Source organism: Prevotella heparinolytica (assembly GCF_004342845.1).
GTDB classification, from domain to species: domain Bacteria; phylum Bacteroidota; class Bacteroidia; order Bacteroidales; family Bacteroidaceae; genus Bacteroides; species Bacteroides heparinolyticus.
The window spans coordinates 204,823-219,847 of sequence record NZ_SLXB01000003.1 but is presented as its reverse complement, the minus strand read 5'-3'; the positions used below and the strand labels follow the sequence as shown (position 1 = coordinate 219,847).

Below are 15,025 nucleotides of genomic sequence, written 5' to 3'. Positions count from 1 at the left end.
ATTTGAAATAAGGGGGCTTGTCCGAAAAAAGAAATACTCCCAACACGTAATAGTTAACGAGTTGGGAGTAGATAATTATGGTTTAGCGGACAGTAGTAATTTTTATTTACACTGACTCTTGGAGTGGGTACGCCTTCCTGTTTTTATGTTGTCAGGGGCGAAAGGACACGAGTATGAACCTTGCCGTTCAGGGCAATGAATTAAGAGGGGACGAGACAGGTTATCTGACGTCTGCCCCCCACATCATTTTGTTGCGCAACGTATCGAAGAAGATGTGATTGAACCGTTTCACCACCTTGATGCTGTAGTCCGCCCGCGAGATATGCAGGCGGGTAGTCTCCTTGCAAGATTCGCTGCGTCCGTCGATGGCAACCAGGAAATTGTGGCTGCGGCTTTCTACATCGAGTGTAACCTCCCAATCGTCGCAGATGACGATGGGGCGGATGTTAAGGCTGTGAGGGGCAACAGGCGTAATGGCGATTGTCTTGCTGTGAGGAACGATAAGCGGACCACCTACGCTAAGTGAATAGGCCGTAGAGCCGGTAGGGGTGGCAATTATCAATCCGTCGGCCTGATAGGTGGTAAGCGGTGCGCCGTTGATGGCGGTATGGATGGTAATCATGGAGGAGCTGTCTCGCTTCAGTACCGCTATCTCGTTGAGCGCATAGGGCGACTTCATCAAATGATCGTCGTTGCACCTTAGTTGCAGGACGCTTCGTTCTTCCACTTTATAGTGATTATTGTAAATCTCGTCGAAAGTAACCTCCATCTCTTCCGGTGAGATGTCTGCCAGAAAACCCAGACGGCCGGTGTTGATGCCGAGAATAGGAATATCTTTTTTCCCCACACGGCTTGCGGCTTTCAGAAAAGTGCCGTCACCGCCGAGGCTTATTACCATGTCGGCAAAAAAGTTGTCACCGTCAAACAATTCTGCCGCCGGAATGTTTAGATTTAAGTCGGCGGTCAGGAAATGATGAAACTCACGGCAAATGCAAAGTTGTGCATCGTGCTGCTTGAGCAACTGGAAGAGATTTTCCGCGTAAAACGATTTTTTGGCCTGATAGGTATTTCCGAATATGGCAAACTTCATAACAAACATGGTTGGATTAGGATGCAAATATGCTATTTTTTTCTTGGAATGCAGCCGAAGTATCGCGATTATTTGTACTTTTGCCCAAAACAATGAAGCGAATTATGACAAGGTTGAGTGTAAATATAAACAAAATTGCAACGCTGCGCAATGCTCGCGGAGGAGATATCCCGAATGTCGTAAAAGTGGCGTTGGATTGCGAGAGCTTTGGAGCCGACGGGATTACCGTGCATCCTCGCCCCGATGAGAGGCATATACGCCATAAGGACGTATATGATTTGCGTCCGCTGTTGCATACGGAATTTAACATAGAAGGATATCCCGCTCCCGAATTTATAGACTTGGTTTTGAAGGTGAAACCGCATCAGGTCACTTTGGTGCCCGACAGCCCCGGACAAATAACCTCGAATGCCGGCTGGGATACTAAAAGTAATTACGATTTCTTGAACGAAGTATTGGATAAATTCAACAATGCCGGCATCCGTACTTCCGTTTTTGTTTCTACTGAAACCGAAATGATAGAATATGCGGCCAAAGCGGGTGCCGATCGCGTGGAGCTCTATACGGAACCTTATGCGAAGGCATATCCTCAGAATCGGGAAGCGGCGGTAGCCCCTTTTGTCGAGGCCGCCAAGGTAGTCCGCAGTTTGGGCTTGGGCCTGAATGCCGGGCATGATTTGAGTTTGGTCAATCTGAATTATTTTTATCAAAACATTCCGTGGTTGGACGAAGTGTCTATCGGCCATGCGCTGATTAGCGATGCGCTGTATCTGGGACTGGAACGTACTATTCAGGAATATAAAAACTGTCTTCGCTGATGAATATAATGTTGTTATTGGCCCAAGCGGCCCCGGCACTGACCGATTCCATCGCAGGTGCCAATCCGGTATTGACCCAAGTAAGCGCTTCCGATGAGATGAACTTATGGAGCATGGCCATCAAGGGCGGCTGGATTATGATTGTGTTAGGCCTGATGTCTTTGCTCTGTTTCTATATCTTGTTCGAACGTAATTATGTTATCCGGAAGGCGGGAAAAGAAGACCCCTTGTTCATGGATAAGATAAAGGATTATATTCTGGGTGGAGAGCTGAAAGCGGCCATTGCCTATTGCCGCAGTGTGAATACACCCTCTGCCCGTATGATTGAAAAAGGAATCAGTCGTCTGGGGCGTCCGGTGAACGATGTGCAGGCCGCCATTGAAAATGTGGGAAACATTGAAGTCGCCAAATTGGAGAAAGGAATGACCATCATGGCAACCATCTCCGGAGGTGCGCCCATGATAGGTTTTCTTGGCACGGTGACCGGTATGGTGAGAGCTTTTTGGCAGATGGCAAACGCCGGAAACAACATCGACATCACAATGCTTTCGGGCGGCATCTATGAAGCGATGATTACCACCGTGGGCGGTTTGATTGTCGGTATCATAGCTATGTTCTCCTACAACTATCTGGTGACGCTGGTAGATGGCGTGGTCAATAAGATGGAAGCCAAGACAATGGCGTTCATGGATTTGCTGAACGAACCGGCGCATTGATGATTCGTAGTTGAAAATTTTATAATTAGCAATTCATAAAGTGTTAAAACGTAGAGCTAAAATATCACCCTCTTTCAGCATGGCGTCCATGACGGACTTGATTTTCCTGCTGTTGATTTTCTTTATGATAACATCTACCATGGTGTCGCCCAATGCCATCAAGGTGTTGTTGCCGCAAGGAAAGCAACAGACATCCGCCAAGCCTCTGACAAGGGTCATCATCGATGCCGGCCTGAACTATTATGCCGCTTTCGGCAATGACAGGGAGCAACAGTTGACATTGGAGGAATTGACGCCTTTTCTGCAATCGTGCGCAGAGAGAGAGCCTGAAATGTACATTGCTTTGTATGCCGATGAAACAGTACCTTATAGGGAAATAGTGAAAGTGCTGAACATCGCAAACGAGAACAAATTCAAGATGGTGCTGGCAACGCGTCCACCCGAAGGAAAATAGTTTTTAGTCGTTTACTTCAAACGCAGATACCGTATGTTGAATCAGAAGAAAAAAGGAAAATATATTGGTGTGACGGGTGCGCTTTTGGTGCATGCGGCCATCATTGCCCTTTTGATACTGGTGGGATTTGCGTTGCCTGAACCGATGGAAGAGGGAGGAGTGCCTGTCATGTTGGGAGAGGTGTCCGATGCGCTTGGAGTTGCCGACCCCTCTTTGGTGAAAGTAGACGTTATGCCGGAAGAACCTGCCGCACAAGTGCAGGAAACGGAGGAACAGGACATCATTACGCAGGAAGCGGAAGAAACCGTTGCGCTGAAGCCCAAAGCAGAAGTGAAGAAACCGAAAGAAGTGAAAAAGCCTGAAAAGACAGAAGCCGAAAAAGCGGAAGACACTCGCAAAATGGCGGAGGCCAAAGCCGAAAGAGAGCGTAAGGAAGCGGAAGAGGCTGCACGCCGGCGTGTGGCCGGTGCTTTCGGTAAAGGAGCCCGGATGGACAGTAAAGGAGATACAAAAGGTGAGGGGCTTCAGGGTAGCCTTGAAGGAAATGCTCCTACCGGTGCAACTTCCGGTACGGGAGGTTACGGAACATTCAGCCTCGGCGGACGTTCCATCGGTGAAGGAGGATTGCCTCGGCCGGTATATAACGTGCAAGACGAGGGTAGGGTGGTTGTAACAATTACCGTGAATCCCGCCGGATATGTAATAGCTACCGGCATCAATCGCCAGACAAATACCGTGAATCCCGCGTTGCGTAAGGCGGCGGAAGATGCGGCCAAAAAGGCTCGTTTCAATGCAGTGAGCGGGTTGAACAATCAAGTAGGGACGATAACGTATTATTTTAACCTGAAATAGATAAGGAGAAACAATTATGGGTACAGTGTATGTTTTTTTTGCCGACGGATTTGAGGAGACCGAAGCTTTTACATCTGTGGATGTGATGAGGCGTGCCGGACTGAATGTGGAAATGGTGACCGTTACCCCCGACGAAATAGTGACGGGAGCACATGATATTCCTGTCTTATGCGATAAGAATGTGGTGAATTGCGACTTTTTCGATGCGGAACTTGTATTGCTGCCGGGTGGTATGCCGGGTGCGGCAACGTTGGAGAAATGCGACGAACTGCGTAAGCTTATTTTGCGTTTTGCCGAGGAGCAAAAACCGATAGCCGCCATTTGTGCTGCTCCTATGGTGCTGGGCAAGCTGGGATTGTTGAAAGGTAAAAAGGCTACTTGTTATCCCGGATTCGAACAGTATCTTGAAGGGGCTGATTGCACCGGCGCCCTGGTGGAAAGAGACGGCAACATCATCACGGGAAAAGGGCCGGGAGCCGCTATGGAATTTGCATTGGCCATCGTGGAACTGCTGAAAGGAAAAGAGAAGGTAGAGGAATTGAAAGAAGCAATGTGCGTTCGGTGATTTATGACACGGTATGCTCTGATAGTAGCCGGCGGCAAAGGCTTGCGTATGGGAGGCGAACTCCCCAAACAGTTTATCCCGGTAGGGGGTAAACCGGTTTTGATGCGCACAATGGAAGCCTTTTATGACAGTGATTCGGAGATACAAATAATATTGGTGCTTCCTCACAGTCAGCAAGACTATTGGAGACAGTTGTGCAGGGAGTGCCGCTTTTCATTGCCCCATGTCATTGCGGATGGTGGAGAAACCCGCTTCCATTCTGTGAAGAACGGGTTGGCTTTGGTGAAAACACCGGCTTTGGTCGGAGTGCACGATGGAGTGCGTCCGTTTGTTTCGCCGGAGGTTATTGCCCGTTGCTATAAACTGGCTGCGGAAAAAAAAGCAGTCGTGCCGGTGATAGAGGTAGTGGAAACAGTACGCCGCCTGACCGGAGATGGCAGTGTAACGGTCAATCGGGATGATTATAGACTTGTCCAGACACCTCAGGTGTTTGATGCGGAATTGCTGAAAAAAGCATACGGGCAAGCATATACTTCCCTCTTCACAGATGATGCTTCTGTGGTGGAAGCGTTGGGGGAATCTGTTTTCTTGACCGAAGGTAACAAGGAAAATATCAAGATAACCACTCCATTTGATTTGAAAATAGCCACAGTCCTTACGGAATCATGTTCGATTTAGTCACGCGTGACATAAAATATTTGCCGGGTGTAGGGCCGCAACGTGCTGCGGTGCTCAATAAAGAATTGGGCATTTATTCACTGCACGACCTCTTGTATTATTTCCCTTATAAATATGTAGACCGCAGTCGCATTTACTCCATCCGGGAAATTGACGGGGCAATGCCTTATATTCAGTTGAAAGGAGAAATCTTGAGTTTTGAGACAGTGGGTGAAGGCCGTCAGCGCAGACTGATTGCTCACTTCTCGGATGATACGGGAGTGGTGGATTTGGTCTGGTTTCAAGGCATCAAATACTTGATTGGAAAATATAAGGTACATCAGGAGTATATCGTGTTCGGTAAGCCGACCTTATTCAATGGCAGAATAAACATTGCGCATCCTGACATAGATCCGGCCTCGGATTTAAAATTATCCTCCATGGGGTTGCAACCTTATTATAATACGACAGAAAAAATGAAACGGAGTTTTCTCAATTCGCATGCCATTGAGAAAATGATGAACGCCGTGGTGCAGCAGTTACAAGACCCGTTGCCGGAGACGCTTTCGCCTTCTATCCTTGCCCGACATCATCTGATGCCACTGACGGAAGCCTTGATTAACATTCATTTCCCCTCTAATCCGGAATTGTTGCGTAAGGCACAATATCGCCTGAAATTTGAAGAACTGTTTTATGTACAGTTGAATATACTGCGATATGCAAAAGACCGGCAACGAAAGTATCGCGGTTATGTTTTTGAAAAGGTGGGAGAGATTTTCAACACATTCTATTCCCGGAATCTGCCTTTCGAACTGACCAATGCGCAAAAAAGAGTTCTGAAAGAAATCCGCAGAGACGTGGGGTCCGGCAAGCAGATGAACCGGCTGCTGCAAGGAGATGTGGGCAGTGGAAAAACATTGGTTGCTCTGATGAGCATGCTGATAGCACTTGATAACGGCTATCAGGCATGTATGATGGCTCCTACCGAAATCTTGGCGAACCAACACTATGAAACCATCCGTGAGTTGCTGTACGGGATGGGTATTCGTGTGGAGCTATTAACCGGTTCCATTAAAGGGAAACGACGTGAAGCAATCCTTTCCGGTTTGTTGACGAGAGACATACACATACTGGTAGGTACGCATGCCGTCATTGAGGATACGGTAAATTTTGCCTCTCTCGGTTTGGTGGTGATTGATGAGCAGCATCGCTTCGGTGTTGTCCAGCGTGCACGACTGTGGACTAAAAACGTACAACCTCCTCATGTGTTGGTTATGACGGCAACCCCGATTCCTCGTACATTGGCCATGACATTGTATGGCGATTTGGATGTGTCTGTCATAGACGAGTTGCCTCCGGGACGCAAACCCATCGTCACCCTCCATCAGTTTGACAATCGCAGAATGAGCTTGTATCAGTCCATACACAAGCAGATAGCCGAGGGGCGGCAGGTCTATATTGTTTATCCATTGATAGAGGAAAGCGAGAAAATCGATTTGAAGAATCTCGAAGAAGGCTATCTGCATATTCGGGAAGAATTTTCTGAGTGTAAAGTCTGCAAGGTGCATGGTAAGATGAAAGCATCCGAGAAAGATGCGCAGATGCAACTGTTTGTTTCCGGTGCAGCACAGATAATGGTGGCTACTACGGTGATAGAAGTAGGTGTAAACGTACCGAATGCTTCGGTGATGATTATCGAAAATGCCGAGCGTTTCGGATTGTCTCAGCTTCATCAGCTTCGGGGGCGTGTAGGGCGGGGAGCCGAGCAGTCTTATTGTATTTTGGTGACAGGATATAAATTGGCCGAAGACACGCGGAAACGTTTGGAAATCATGGTACGCACCAATGATGGTTTTGAGATAGCGGAGGCGGACTTGAAGTTGCGCGGGCCGGGCGATTTGGAAGGTACTCAGCAAAGTGGTGTCGCATTTGATCTGAAAATTGCCGATATAGTCCGTGACGGACAATTGTTGCAATATGTTCGCGAAGTGGCGCAGAGTGTGGTGGATACCGACCCTAATGGAGTGCTTCCTGAGAATGAAATATTGTGGCAGCAGTTGAAAGCCTTGAGAAAAACGAATGTTAATTGGGCGGCTATCAGTTGAGAAATGACTAAATATTCGTTTTGCTTGCGTTCTTATGCTGTAAAACATGTTTTCTTCTAACTTTCCTATTTATAAAGGTTTAAGACAAGTTTTGGTTTCCCTTTACTACCTTCTTCTGAAAAAAATACTTAATGTCTCAGCTCGTTTTTCGGAGAAAATCTTACCTTTGGGAGAATTTTTTAATCAATCTGGATATTTACGTAAAGCTACTGACCTTTGGTTAGCCGAAAAACGTGTGTAGTAAATATCAAAAAGAATGACGGAACGAATGGATTTTAATTGGATTAAAACGACATTATTAGCAGCGGCAGCAATGGTCAGTCTGAACTCTTTCTCTCAGGACCTCATTGCACGTCAGGCTCCCATCGACAGAAAATTAAAAAGTGTAGATTCATTGTCCCTGCAAAAACAGATACGTGCAGAACAATCACTATATCCCGGTTTGGATTTATATTCCGACTGGAACAATGAACGTGTGCAGGCCTATGGTGACGCTATCGTGCCGGAAAGCTATACGTTTGATTTGACCGGTTTTTGTATGCCTACCACCAATACCCGCATAACGGACATATTCGGTTATCGTCCCAGAAGGCGGAGAATGCACTATGGCTTGGATATCAAGGTTTACGTGGGAGATACCATTCGGGCTGCTTTTGATGGCAAGGTGCGTATCGTCAAGAATCAAGGTCGTCGTGGCTATGGCAAATATATTGTGCTTCGTCATGATAATGGGTTGGAAACCGTTTACGGTCATTTATTCAAACAAATGGTAGATGAGAATCAATTGGTAAAGGCCGGAGAGCCGATAGCTTTGGGTGGTAATACCGGTCGTTCCACCGGTTCGCATCTTCACTTCGAGACCCGTTTCCTCGGAATTCCTATCGACCCTGCTCTGCTGTTTGATTTTGAAAAACAAGATATCGTTGCGGATTCATATACATTCCACAAGACAAAGGGCACTCCGAGCACTGCACGCCAAATGGCTGTCGGTGAAGGTTTGTTCTATAAAGTGAAGAAGGGCGATACTTTGGGACGAATTGCGGCCCGTCAGGGTACAACCATTGATAAGTTGTGCAAACTGAATAGAATTACGCGTAGAACCGTTTTGCGTCCGGGACAGGTTTTGCGCTGCTCATAAAACGTAAACAATCTCCATAAAAATGAGGTGAGGGGGTGTTGAGGCATTTCCTCACTTTTTTTAAGCACGGGTTATACGAATTTCACGGTTTTTGGATCATAGAAGCCGTGTCAATTCGTGAAATCCGTGCTTCCTTTTTAATGCGAGCTCTCCTACTTTTGATATGCCTTTCTTTCTTTTTTCTTTAATTATTCCTACCTTTGCCACAAAATGCGAAGATTAGAAAATGAAAGAAACCAAGCAACAATTTGAACATGTCATAGCGGTGTGTCGTGATTTGTTCTCTAAGAAACTTCATGATTATGGTCCGGCGTGGCGCATTCTCCGTCCCTCTTCTGTGACAGATCAGATATTCATTAAAGCCAATCGCATTAGAAGCATTGAAACAAAAGGGGTCACTCTGATTGACGAAGATATCCGTGCAGAGTTCATTGCCATCGTCAATTATGGAATAATCGGCTTGATACAATTGGAATTGGGCTATGCCGAAAAGGCTGACATAACCAATGAAGAGGCTTTGGTGTTGTATGATAAATATGCCGGGAGTTCATTGGAACTGATGCTTGCCAAAAATCATGATTATGATGAGGCGTGGCGTAGTATGCGTATTAGCTCATACACCGATTTGATTTTAATGAAGATTGGACGAACAAAGCAAATTGAGAGCCTTTCCGGGCAAACTTTGGTTTCAGAAGGGATTGACGCCAACTATATGGATATGATTAACTATTCCGTCTTCGGCTTAATTAAGATTGAATTTGGAGATTGACAAGACACATATTGTCGAGAAGATATGGGTTAACTTCTGCCGTTTGCTGCTTGGAGCCTTGTTTGTTTTTTCCGGTTTTGTAAAAGCGGTCGACCCATTAGGTTTCTACTATAAGATTGAGGACTATCTGGCTGCTTTCGGCATGACTTCTTGGATTTCGCCCGGATTCTCCTTGCTGACGGGAATAGTATTGCCTGCTATGGAATTCGGCATAGGCGTTTTCTTACTTTTGGGCATACGGCGTAAGATGGCAGCTGCCTTGGTATTGCTGTTCATGGTTGTAGCTACCCCCTTGACATTCTATCTGGCCTTGACTAATCCGGTTTCTGATTGCGGATGTTTCGGTGATGCTTGGGTTTTGACCAATTGGCAGACTTTCGGTAAGAATGCAGTGCTATTGATGGCGGCAATCTCAGTATTCAAATGGCAGGAGCTGCAGGTACGTTTTATCACTCCCAAGATAGAGTGGATGATTTCCATGTATACGTTTCTGTTTGTGTTTTTCTTATCTTTTTATTGTTTGCAGAACTTGCCGATACTGGATTTTCGTCCTTATAAGATCGGAAAGAATATCAGGACAGGCATGGAGATTCCGGAAGGAGCCAAACCAAGTGTCTTTGAGAGTCGGTTCGTTTTAGAAAAGAATGGCGAACGTCGGGAGTTTACATTGGAGGATTATCCTGATAGTACATGGACTTTTATAAAGGCGCGCACCATACTGAAAGAGAAAGGATATGAGCCTTCCATTCATGACTTTTCGATGACAAGTCTGGATACATGGGAAGATATAACAGACAGTGTCTTGTCCGATAAAGGATATACGTTCTTGCTGATTGCACATCGCATAGAAGAAGCTGACGATAGCAATATCGACCTTATCAACGAGATATATGATTACAGTGTGGAGCATGGTTACGGCTTCTATGCCCTGACTTCTTCGCCGGCGGATGAGATAGATGTGTGGCGTGATAAAACCGGAGCGGAATACCCGTTCTGTCAGATGGACGACATTACATTGAAAACCATTATCCGTTCCAATCCGGGGTTGTTGCTGATAAAAGATGGAACGGTATTGAACAAATGGGCCGACGATTATCTGCCGGATGAATATGTTCTGACCGACCGTTTGGAGAACCTCCCTTTAGGGGAACAGAAACAGGAAAGCGATGTACGCACCATAGGCTATGTGTTGTTGTGGTTCATCATCCCTCTGCTGATGGTGATCGGTCTTGATATCTTGGTCGTGAAGCGACGGGAAAGAAAAAGAATGAGAAAAGGTAATATAAATGCCGATTCATCCGTCAACTCTTTAAATCATAAATAGTAATTCAAACAAGAAATATATTAACCCTTTTAATAAATAAACAAGATGAGAAAAAACATTGTTGCAGGAAACTGGAAAATGAACAAAACCCTTCAAGAGGGTGTTGCTCTTGCAAAAGAACTGAATGAAGCATTGGCTAATGAAAAGCCCAATTGTGATGTAATCATTTGTACTCCATTTATTCATTTGGCGTCTGTTACTCCTTTGGTAGACGCCGCCAAAATCAGTGTAGGTGCAGAAAACTGTGCCGACAAGGCATCGGGTGCATATACGGGTGAGGTTTCTGCCTCTATGGTTGCTTCTACCGGAGCAAAGTATGTGATTTTGGGACACTCGGAACGTCGTGCATACTATGGCGAAACTGTTGCCATCCTCGAAGAAAAGGTAAAACTGGCTTTGGCCAACGGCTTGACTCCGATATTCTGTATCGGCGAGGTGTTGGAAGAGCGCGAAGCCGACAAACAGAATGAGGTTGTGGCTTCGCAATTGACTTCCGTTTTCTCTCTGCCTGCCGAAGATTTTTCTAAGATTGTTTTGGCATACGAACCGGTTTGGGCTATCGGTACCGGTAAGACTGCCACTCCGGCTCAGGCTCAGGAAATCCATGCTTTCATCCGTTCGGCAGTGACTGCGAAGTACGGCAAGGAAATAGCGGAAAATTGTTCTATTCTTTATGGCGGCAGTTGCAAGCCTTCTAATGCGAAGGAGTTGTTTGCCAATCCGGATGTAGACGGCGGTTTGATTGGCGGTGCTGCCTTGAGTGTTGCTGACTTCAAGGGCATTATCGATGCTTTCAAGTAAAAAAACTTTTGCATTATGATATAATGTTCTGGTGCGGATTTCACGGGTTATCTGAGTTCTTATTCAATCCGTGAAATCCGCCCAATTCGAGCCAACGATAGGCCATTGGCTGCGTTATTTATAAATATCATTTAATCGACTGTTATGAAGAAGTCTGGTTTGCTTTTGATTGTATGTTTTGTTTTTGCAACCTTTTCTATTGCGCAGAATAATATTGTGAAAAGCTTGGAGCGCAATGTGCCGGGACAAGGCAAGGTGACCATTCATCAAGATGCCCGTATTGCGGCTTTGATAGGTGTGGAGGCTGTTCCCACTGTCAGTACGGACGAACAGAGAATGATTAAGAGTTCGGGCTATCGCATACAAGTTTATGCCGGTAACAATACCCGTCAGGCCAAGAACGAGGCTTATGCGGTAGCTGCCCGCATCAAAGAATATTTCCCGGACCTTACGGTATATACTTCTTTCAATCCTCCCCGTTGGTTGTGCCGTGCAGGAGACTATCGCAGCATTGAAGAGGCAGATGCCATGATGCGTCGGTTGCGTGCTACCGGTGTGTTTAAAGAAGTATCGATTGTAAGAGAGCAGATAAACATTCCTCTATAAAAAAAGAATCATGTTAGGAAAAGAAGAAATCGTATCTCCTTCATTGGACGAGCTGAAGGAACATTATCATCGCATCCTCACCTTGTTGGGCGAAGATGCCGAGCGTGAAGGTTTGCAGAAAACACCCGAACGTGTGGCAAAGGCCATGCTGTCGTTGACAAAAGGGTATTATATGGATCCGCATGAAGTACTCCGTTCGGCCAAGTTTCAGGAAGAGTACAGTCAGATGGTTATTGTGAAAGACATTGATTTCTTCTCGCTTTGCGAGCATCACATGCTTCCATTTTATGGCAGGGCGCATGTGGCATATATTCCTAACGGCTACATTACGGGGCTGAGCAAGATAGCCCGTGTGGTAGACATCTTTTCTCATCGCTTGCAGGTGCAGGAACGCATGACGCTGCAAATCAAGGAATGCATTCAGGATACTCTTAATCCACTGGGCGTAATGGTAGTAGTAGAGGCCAAGCATATGTGTATGCAGATGCGTGGTGTTGAGAAGCAGAATTCCATTACCACCACTTCCGATTTTACCGGAGCCTTCAATCAGGCCAAAACCCGTGAAGAGTTTATGAATTTAATTCGGAATAACTCGTAAAAGGACTCTTTTATTCTCGGTCTTATCTCTTTTACTTGTCTATTCTGCTTGAATTTCTTGGAATCAGAAACTTATCACGACTCTGTCTCCCAATCGTTTGGCCATGAGGCTTTTCACTTCGCGCAATTCGTTGTAGCGCTTCATGGTGCTGTCGCAACGTGCTTCGTCCTTGATGACGGCAGGGTCTTGCAACGCAAGCATGATGTGCTTCAGTTCCTCGCTGACGATGGCATATTTGAAGTTTACCATCAGCAAAGGAACCAATTCGTAGAGGCGTTCTTCGTCCGTTACAATCTTCTGGCTTTTCGAGTGGTATTTGCTTAGCTGATAGCGATTGCTGATAAGCTCCACGCTCAGTTTGCTGATGGTGGGGTCGGGATGCGACATGAAGTACCGTTCGGCAATGAATCCTTCGCTGTGGATGTGGGCGGCCGCTTCGGCCAGCAGCTGCCGATGAAGCGGATTGTGAAAGGCAAGGTCGTCTTCTTTCAGGTCGTCGACGATGTATTCGATTACGGTGATGGGGACTTCCTGCCCCTCTTCATTGCTGACATTGCACATCACTCTCTCTCCGTAGCGCACCACCATTTGGAGAATCAACCGTTCGTACTTATAAAACTCCTGTCCTTCTTTTCCTTCCTGCGGAATGAAAGATACGTACGCTTCTTCCTGCTGCGAAAAAGGAGGTGGGGCCGCATCGGGAAAATCGGAAGGCGGAACGTTTTCGGGAGGATAATCACTTCCCTGCTGCGAAGCCGATTCGGAAGGAGGCATATCGGCATTATTGCCGTTGCTGCCTGCCTCTGCATTTTCTCTTGCGGCATTGGCTGCCCGCCGTTCGCGTTCGGCACGCTCCGCTTGTTGTTCGGCCTGCTTCTCGCGCCGTTTGGCAACTTCAGAAACCAAGAGTTTGTCCTCCACATGCAGCAGTTGGGCGCACTCCTTGATGTAGACATCGCGCACAATGGCCTCGGGGATGATGGAGATGCTTTGCACAAGGCTTCCTATGAGTTCGGCGCGCTTGATGGGGTCTGTCCCTGCGCTTCCCAGCAGCAGATTGGTCTTGAAGCGGATAAAGTCCGTTTCGTTTTCTTGTATGAAAGCCTGAAACTCCGTAGCATTGTGCTTGCGGGCAAACGAGTCGGGGTCATCGCCGTCGGGCAGCAGGCAGACTTTGATGTTCATGCCTTCTTCGAGCAGCATGTCTATGCCTCGCAGGGAGGCATGTATGCCCGCTTCGTCGCCATCGTAAAGGATGGTCATGTTGTTGGTGAAGCGATGAATCATGCGGATTTGTCCGGGAGTAAGCGCGGTTCCCGAAGAGGCCACCACATTCTCTACTCCCGACTGGTGCATGGAGATGACGTCCGTATAGCCCTCGACCAGAAAACAGCGGTCTTGCTTCACGATGGCTTGCTTGGCGAAGTAGATGCCATAAAGCTCATTGCTTTTGTGATAGATTTCCGATTCGGGAGAGTTGACGTACTTCACTTTTACGCCTTTCGTGGCACCGGCCAGCACACGCCCGCCGAAGGCCACCACTTTGCCCGAGAGTGTGTGTACGGGAAAAATGACCCGTCCCCAGAAGCGGTCGCGCAGACGGTGGTCGTCCGTTTCGTAGCAAAGGCCGGTCTTGACGAGGAAGTCTTTCTTATATCCTTTCTTCAGTGCCTCTTGCGCAAGGGCATCGTGGCTTTCGGTGGAGTAGCCTAATTGGAATTTCTCGATGATGTCGTCGCGGAAGCCGCGGCTGCGGAAATAGGCCATGCCGATGCTCCGTCCGTCCGCGTGGTTTTTCAGGATGTTCTGAAAATAGTCGCGGGCAAAGTTGTTGACGATGAACAGGCTTTCGCGCTCGCTCTGCGCCTGCTTCTCTTCGTTGGTGAGTTCCCGTTCCTTAATCTCGATGCCGTATTTCCTGGCAAGATACCTCAATGCTTCAGGGTAGGACATCTGTTCGTGCTCCATGATGAAGTGCACGGCGTTTCCGCCCTTGCCGCAACTGAAGCATTTGCACAGTCCTTTGGAAGGAGACACGCTGAAAGAGGGCGTCTTCTCGTTGTGGAAAGGACAGAGGCCTACATAGTTCACACCGCGTTTGCGCAGGGTGACGAAGTCCGATACGACATCTACAATCTGAGCCGCATCCAAAATCCGGTCTATGGTGGCTTGGTCTATCATGCCTGCAAAGGTACATATAAAATCGACCCTTGCAAAGAAAAAAATGCAAGGGCCGGAGTACGGGCAGGATTTCAGAGCCTGTCTGCTTTTGAATTTCTTGAATAAGGGCCTGCCTGGGGGGCTTGTCTGAATGCGGGTTCGACAGTCGGAGAAGAAGTTTGCGGGATGCCTTCCGAAAGTCGACGGCTCCTGCACGAAAACATCCGCTTCTAACGGAAGTGTTCTCCATCGCAGGGCTTGCGTTGTACATCTTGCGCCCTGCGATGTACATCTTAGCGCTTGCGATGTACAACGCAAGCCTTGCGATGGAGTTTTCTCCCCGTTCTCTTCCTGTTTTAGATAAGGGCGTGC

At 47.2% G+C, this 15,025-nt stretch carries 15 protein-coding genes; 13 read left to right on the top strand and 2 right to left on the bottom strand.

The window, feature by feature from the left end; translation table 11 throughout:
• Positions 1 to 220 precede the first annotated feature (220 nt).
• The gene (locus EV202_RS03375; RefSeq protein WP_131925421.1) at positions 221 to 1,090 is read right to left on the bottom strand and encodes an NAD kinase; all 870 of its coding nucleotides are present in this window, start codon (positions 1,088 to 1,090) and stop codon (positions 221 to 223) included.
• 104 nt (positions 1,091 to 1,194) lie between these two features.
• Between EV202_RS03375 and EV202_RS03370 the strand changes: the two genes are divergently transcribed.
• The 13 genes from EV202_RS03370 (at position 1,195) to folE (ending at position 12,493) form a co-directional block, all read left to right on the top strand.
• Positions 1,195 to 1,908 carry a pyridoxine 5'-phosphate synthase gene (locus EV202_RS03370; RefSeq protein WP_106069064.1) on the top strand — a complete coding sequence of 238 codons (714 nt, stop codon included), beginning with the start codon at positions 1,195 to 1,197 and terminating at the stop codon, positions 1,906 to 1,908.
• Positions 1,908 to 2,624, top strand: a complete 717-nt coding sequence (locus EV202_RS03365; RefSeq protein ID WP_106069063.1) for a MotA/TolQ/ExbB proton channel family protein — start codon at positions 1,908 to 1,910, stop codon at positions 2,622 to 2,624. The genes EV202_RS03370 and EV202_RS03365 overlap by 1 nt, the downstream gene beginning before the upstream one ends.
• 40 nt (positions 2,625 to 2,664) lie before the next feature.
• Positions 2,665 to 3,078 carry an ExbD/TolR family protein gene (locus EV202_RS03360; RefSeq protein WP_106069062.1) on the top strand — a complete coding sequence of 138 codons (414 nt, stop codon included), beginning with the start codon at positions 2,665 to 2,667 and terminating at the stop codon, positions 3,076 to 3,078.
• Between the two features lie 33 nt (positions 3,079 to 3,111).
• Positions 3,112 to 3,930 (top strand): TonB family protein, encoded by an 819-nt coding sequence (locus EV202_RS03355; RefSeq protein ID WP_131925419.1) that lies wholly within the window; start codon positions 3,112 to 3,114, stop codon positions 3,928 to 3,930.
• Between the two features lie 16 nt (positions 3,931 to 3,946).
• On the top strand, positions 3,947 to 4,495 hold the full coding sequence (locus tag EV202_RS03350) for a DJ-1 family glyoxalase III (RefSeq protein ID WP_131925417.1): 549 nt from the start codon (positions 3,947 to 3,949) through the stop codon (positions 4,493 to 4,495).
• 3 nt (positions 4,496 to 4,498) lie between these two features.
• Positions 4,499 to 5,173, top strand: coding sequence for a 2-C-methyl-D-erythritol 4-phosphate cytidylyltransferase (locus tag EV202_RS03345; protein ID WP_106069059.1), 675 nt, complete (start codon positions 4,499 to 4,501; stop codon positions 5,171 to 5,173).
• Positions 5,161 to 7,257, top strand: coding sequence for an ATP-dependent DNA helicase RecG (recG, locus tag EV202_RS03340; protein WP_131925415.1), 2,097 nt, complete (start codon positions 5,161 to 5,163; stop codon positions 7,255 to 7,257). Before EV202_RS03345 ends, recG begins: the two co-directional genes overlap by 13 nt.
• Positions 7,258 to 7,525: 268 nt before the next feature.
• Positions 7,526 to 8,395 carry a M23 family metallopeptidase gene (locus tag EV202_RS03335; RefSeq protein ID WP_131925436.1) on the top strand — a complete coding sequence of 290 codons (870 nt, stop codon included), beginning with the start codon at positions 7,526 to 7,528 and terminating at the stop codon, positions 8,393 to 8,395.
• A gap of 226 nt (positions 8,396 to 8,621) precedes the next feature.
• Entirely contained in the window at positions 8,622 to 9,164 is a 543-nt protein-coding gene (locus EV202_RS03330) for a DUF1599 domain-containing protein (protein ID WP_131925414.1), read from the top strand.
• Entirely contained in the window at positions 9,154 to 10,488 is a 1,335-nt protein-coding gene (locus tag EV202_RS15225; protein ID WP_131925412.1) for a BT_3928 family protein, read from the top strand. Before EV202_RS03330 ends, EV202_RS15225 begins: the two co-directional genes overlap by 11 nt.
• A 45-nt stretch (positions 10,489 to 10,533) precedes the next feature.
• Positions 10,534 to 11,289, top strand: coding sequence for a triose-phosphate isomerase (gene tpiA, locus EV202_RS15220; protein WP_131925410.1), 756 nt, complete (start codon positions 10,534 to 10,536; stop codon positions 11,287 to 11,289).
• 144 nt (positions 11,290 to 11,433) lie between these two features.
• The gene (locus EV202_RS03315) at positions 11,434 to 11,895 is read left to right on the top strand and encodes an SPOR domain-containing protein (RefSeq protein WP_131925408.1); all 462 of its coding nucleotides are present in this window, start codon (positions 11,434 to 11,436) and stop codon (positions 11,893 to 11,895) included.
• A 10-nt stretch (positions 11,896 to 11,905) separates the two neighbouring features.
• Positions 11,906 to 12,493, top strand: a complete 588-nt coding sequence (gene folE / locus EV202_RS03310; protein WP_106069052.1) for a GTP cyclohydrolase I FolE — start codon at positions 11,906 to 11,908, stop codon at positions 12,491 to 12,493.
• A 63-nt stretch (positions 12,494 to 12,556) separates the two neighbouring features.
• Here folE and dnaG read toward each other — a convergent pair whose 3' ends face one another.
• Positions 12,557 to 14,674, bottom strand: a complete 2,118-nt coding sequence (dnaG, locus tag EV202_RS03305) for a DNA primase (protein WP_131925406.1) — start codon at positions 14,672 to 14,674, stop codon at positions 12,557 to 12,559.
• Positions 14,675 to 15,025 lie beyond the last annotated feature (351 nt).

Coding starts and splice junctions, on each gene's coding strand:
- EV202_RS03365 (WP_106069063.1), top strand. CDS start 1,908: ATGAATATAATGTTGTTATTGGCCCAAGCGGCCCCGGCACTGACCGAT.
- recG (WP_131925415.1), top strand. CDS start 5,161: ATGTTCGATTTAGTCACGCGTGACATAAAATATTTGCCGGGTGTAGGG.
- EV202_RS03350 (WP_131925417.1), top strand. CDS start 3,947: ATGGGTACAGTGTATGTTTTTTTTGCCGACGGATTTGAGGAGACCGAA.
- folE (WP_106069052.1), top strand. CDS start 11,906: ATGTTAGGAAAAGAAGAAATCGTATCTCCTTCATTGGACGAGCTGAAG.
- EV202_RS03370 (WP_106069064.1), top strand. CDS start 1,195: ATGACAAGGTTGAGTGTAAATATAAACAAAATTGCAACGCTGCGCAAT.
- EV202_RS03330 (WP_131925414.1), top strand. CDS start 8,622: ATGAAAGAAACCAAGCAACAATTTGAACATGTCATAGCGGTGTGTCGT.
- EV202_RS03345 (WP_106069059.1), top strand. CDS start 4,499: ATGACACGGTATGCTCTGATAGTAGCCGGCGGCAAAGGCTTGCGTATG.
- EV202_RS03315 (WP_131925408.1), top strand. CDS start 11,434: ATGAAGAAGTCTGGTTTGCTTTTGATTGTATGTTTTGTTTTTGCAACC.
- dnaG (WP_131925406.1), bottom strand. CDS start 14,674: ATGATAGACCAAGCCACCATAGACCGGATTTTGGATGCGGCTCAGATT.
- tpiA (WP_131925410.1), top strand. CDS start 10,534: ATGAGAAAAAACATTGTTGCAGGAAACTGGAAAATGAACAAAACCCTT.
- EV202_RS03375 (WP_131925421.1), bottom strand. CDS start 1,090: ATGAAGTTTGCCATATTCGGAAATACCTATCAGGCCAAAAAATCGTTT.
- EV202_RS03335 (WP_131925436.1), top strand. CDS start 7,526: ATGGATTTTAATTGGATTAAAACGACATTATTAGCAGCGGCAGCAATG.
- EV202_RS03355 (WP_131925419.1), top strand. CDS start 3,112: ATGTTGAATCAGAAGAAAAAAGGAAAATATATTGGTGTGACGGGTGCG.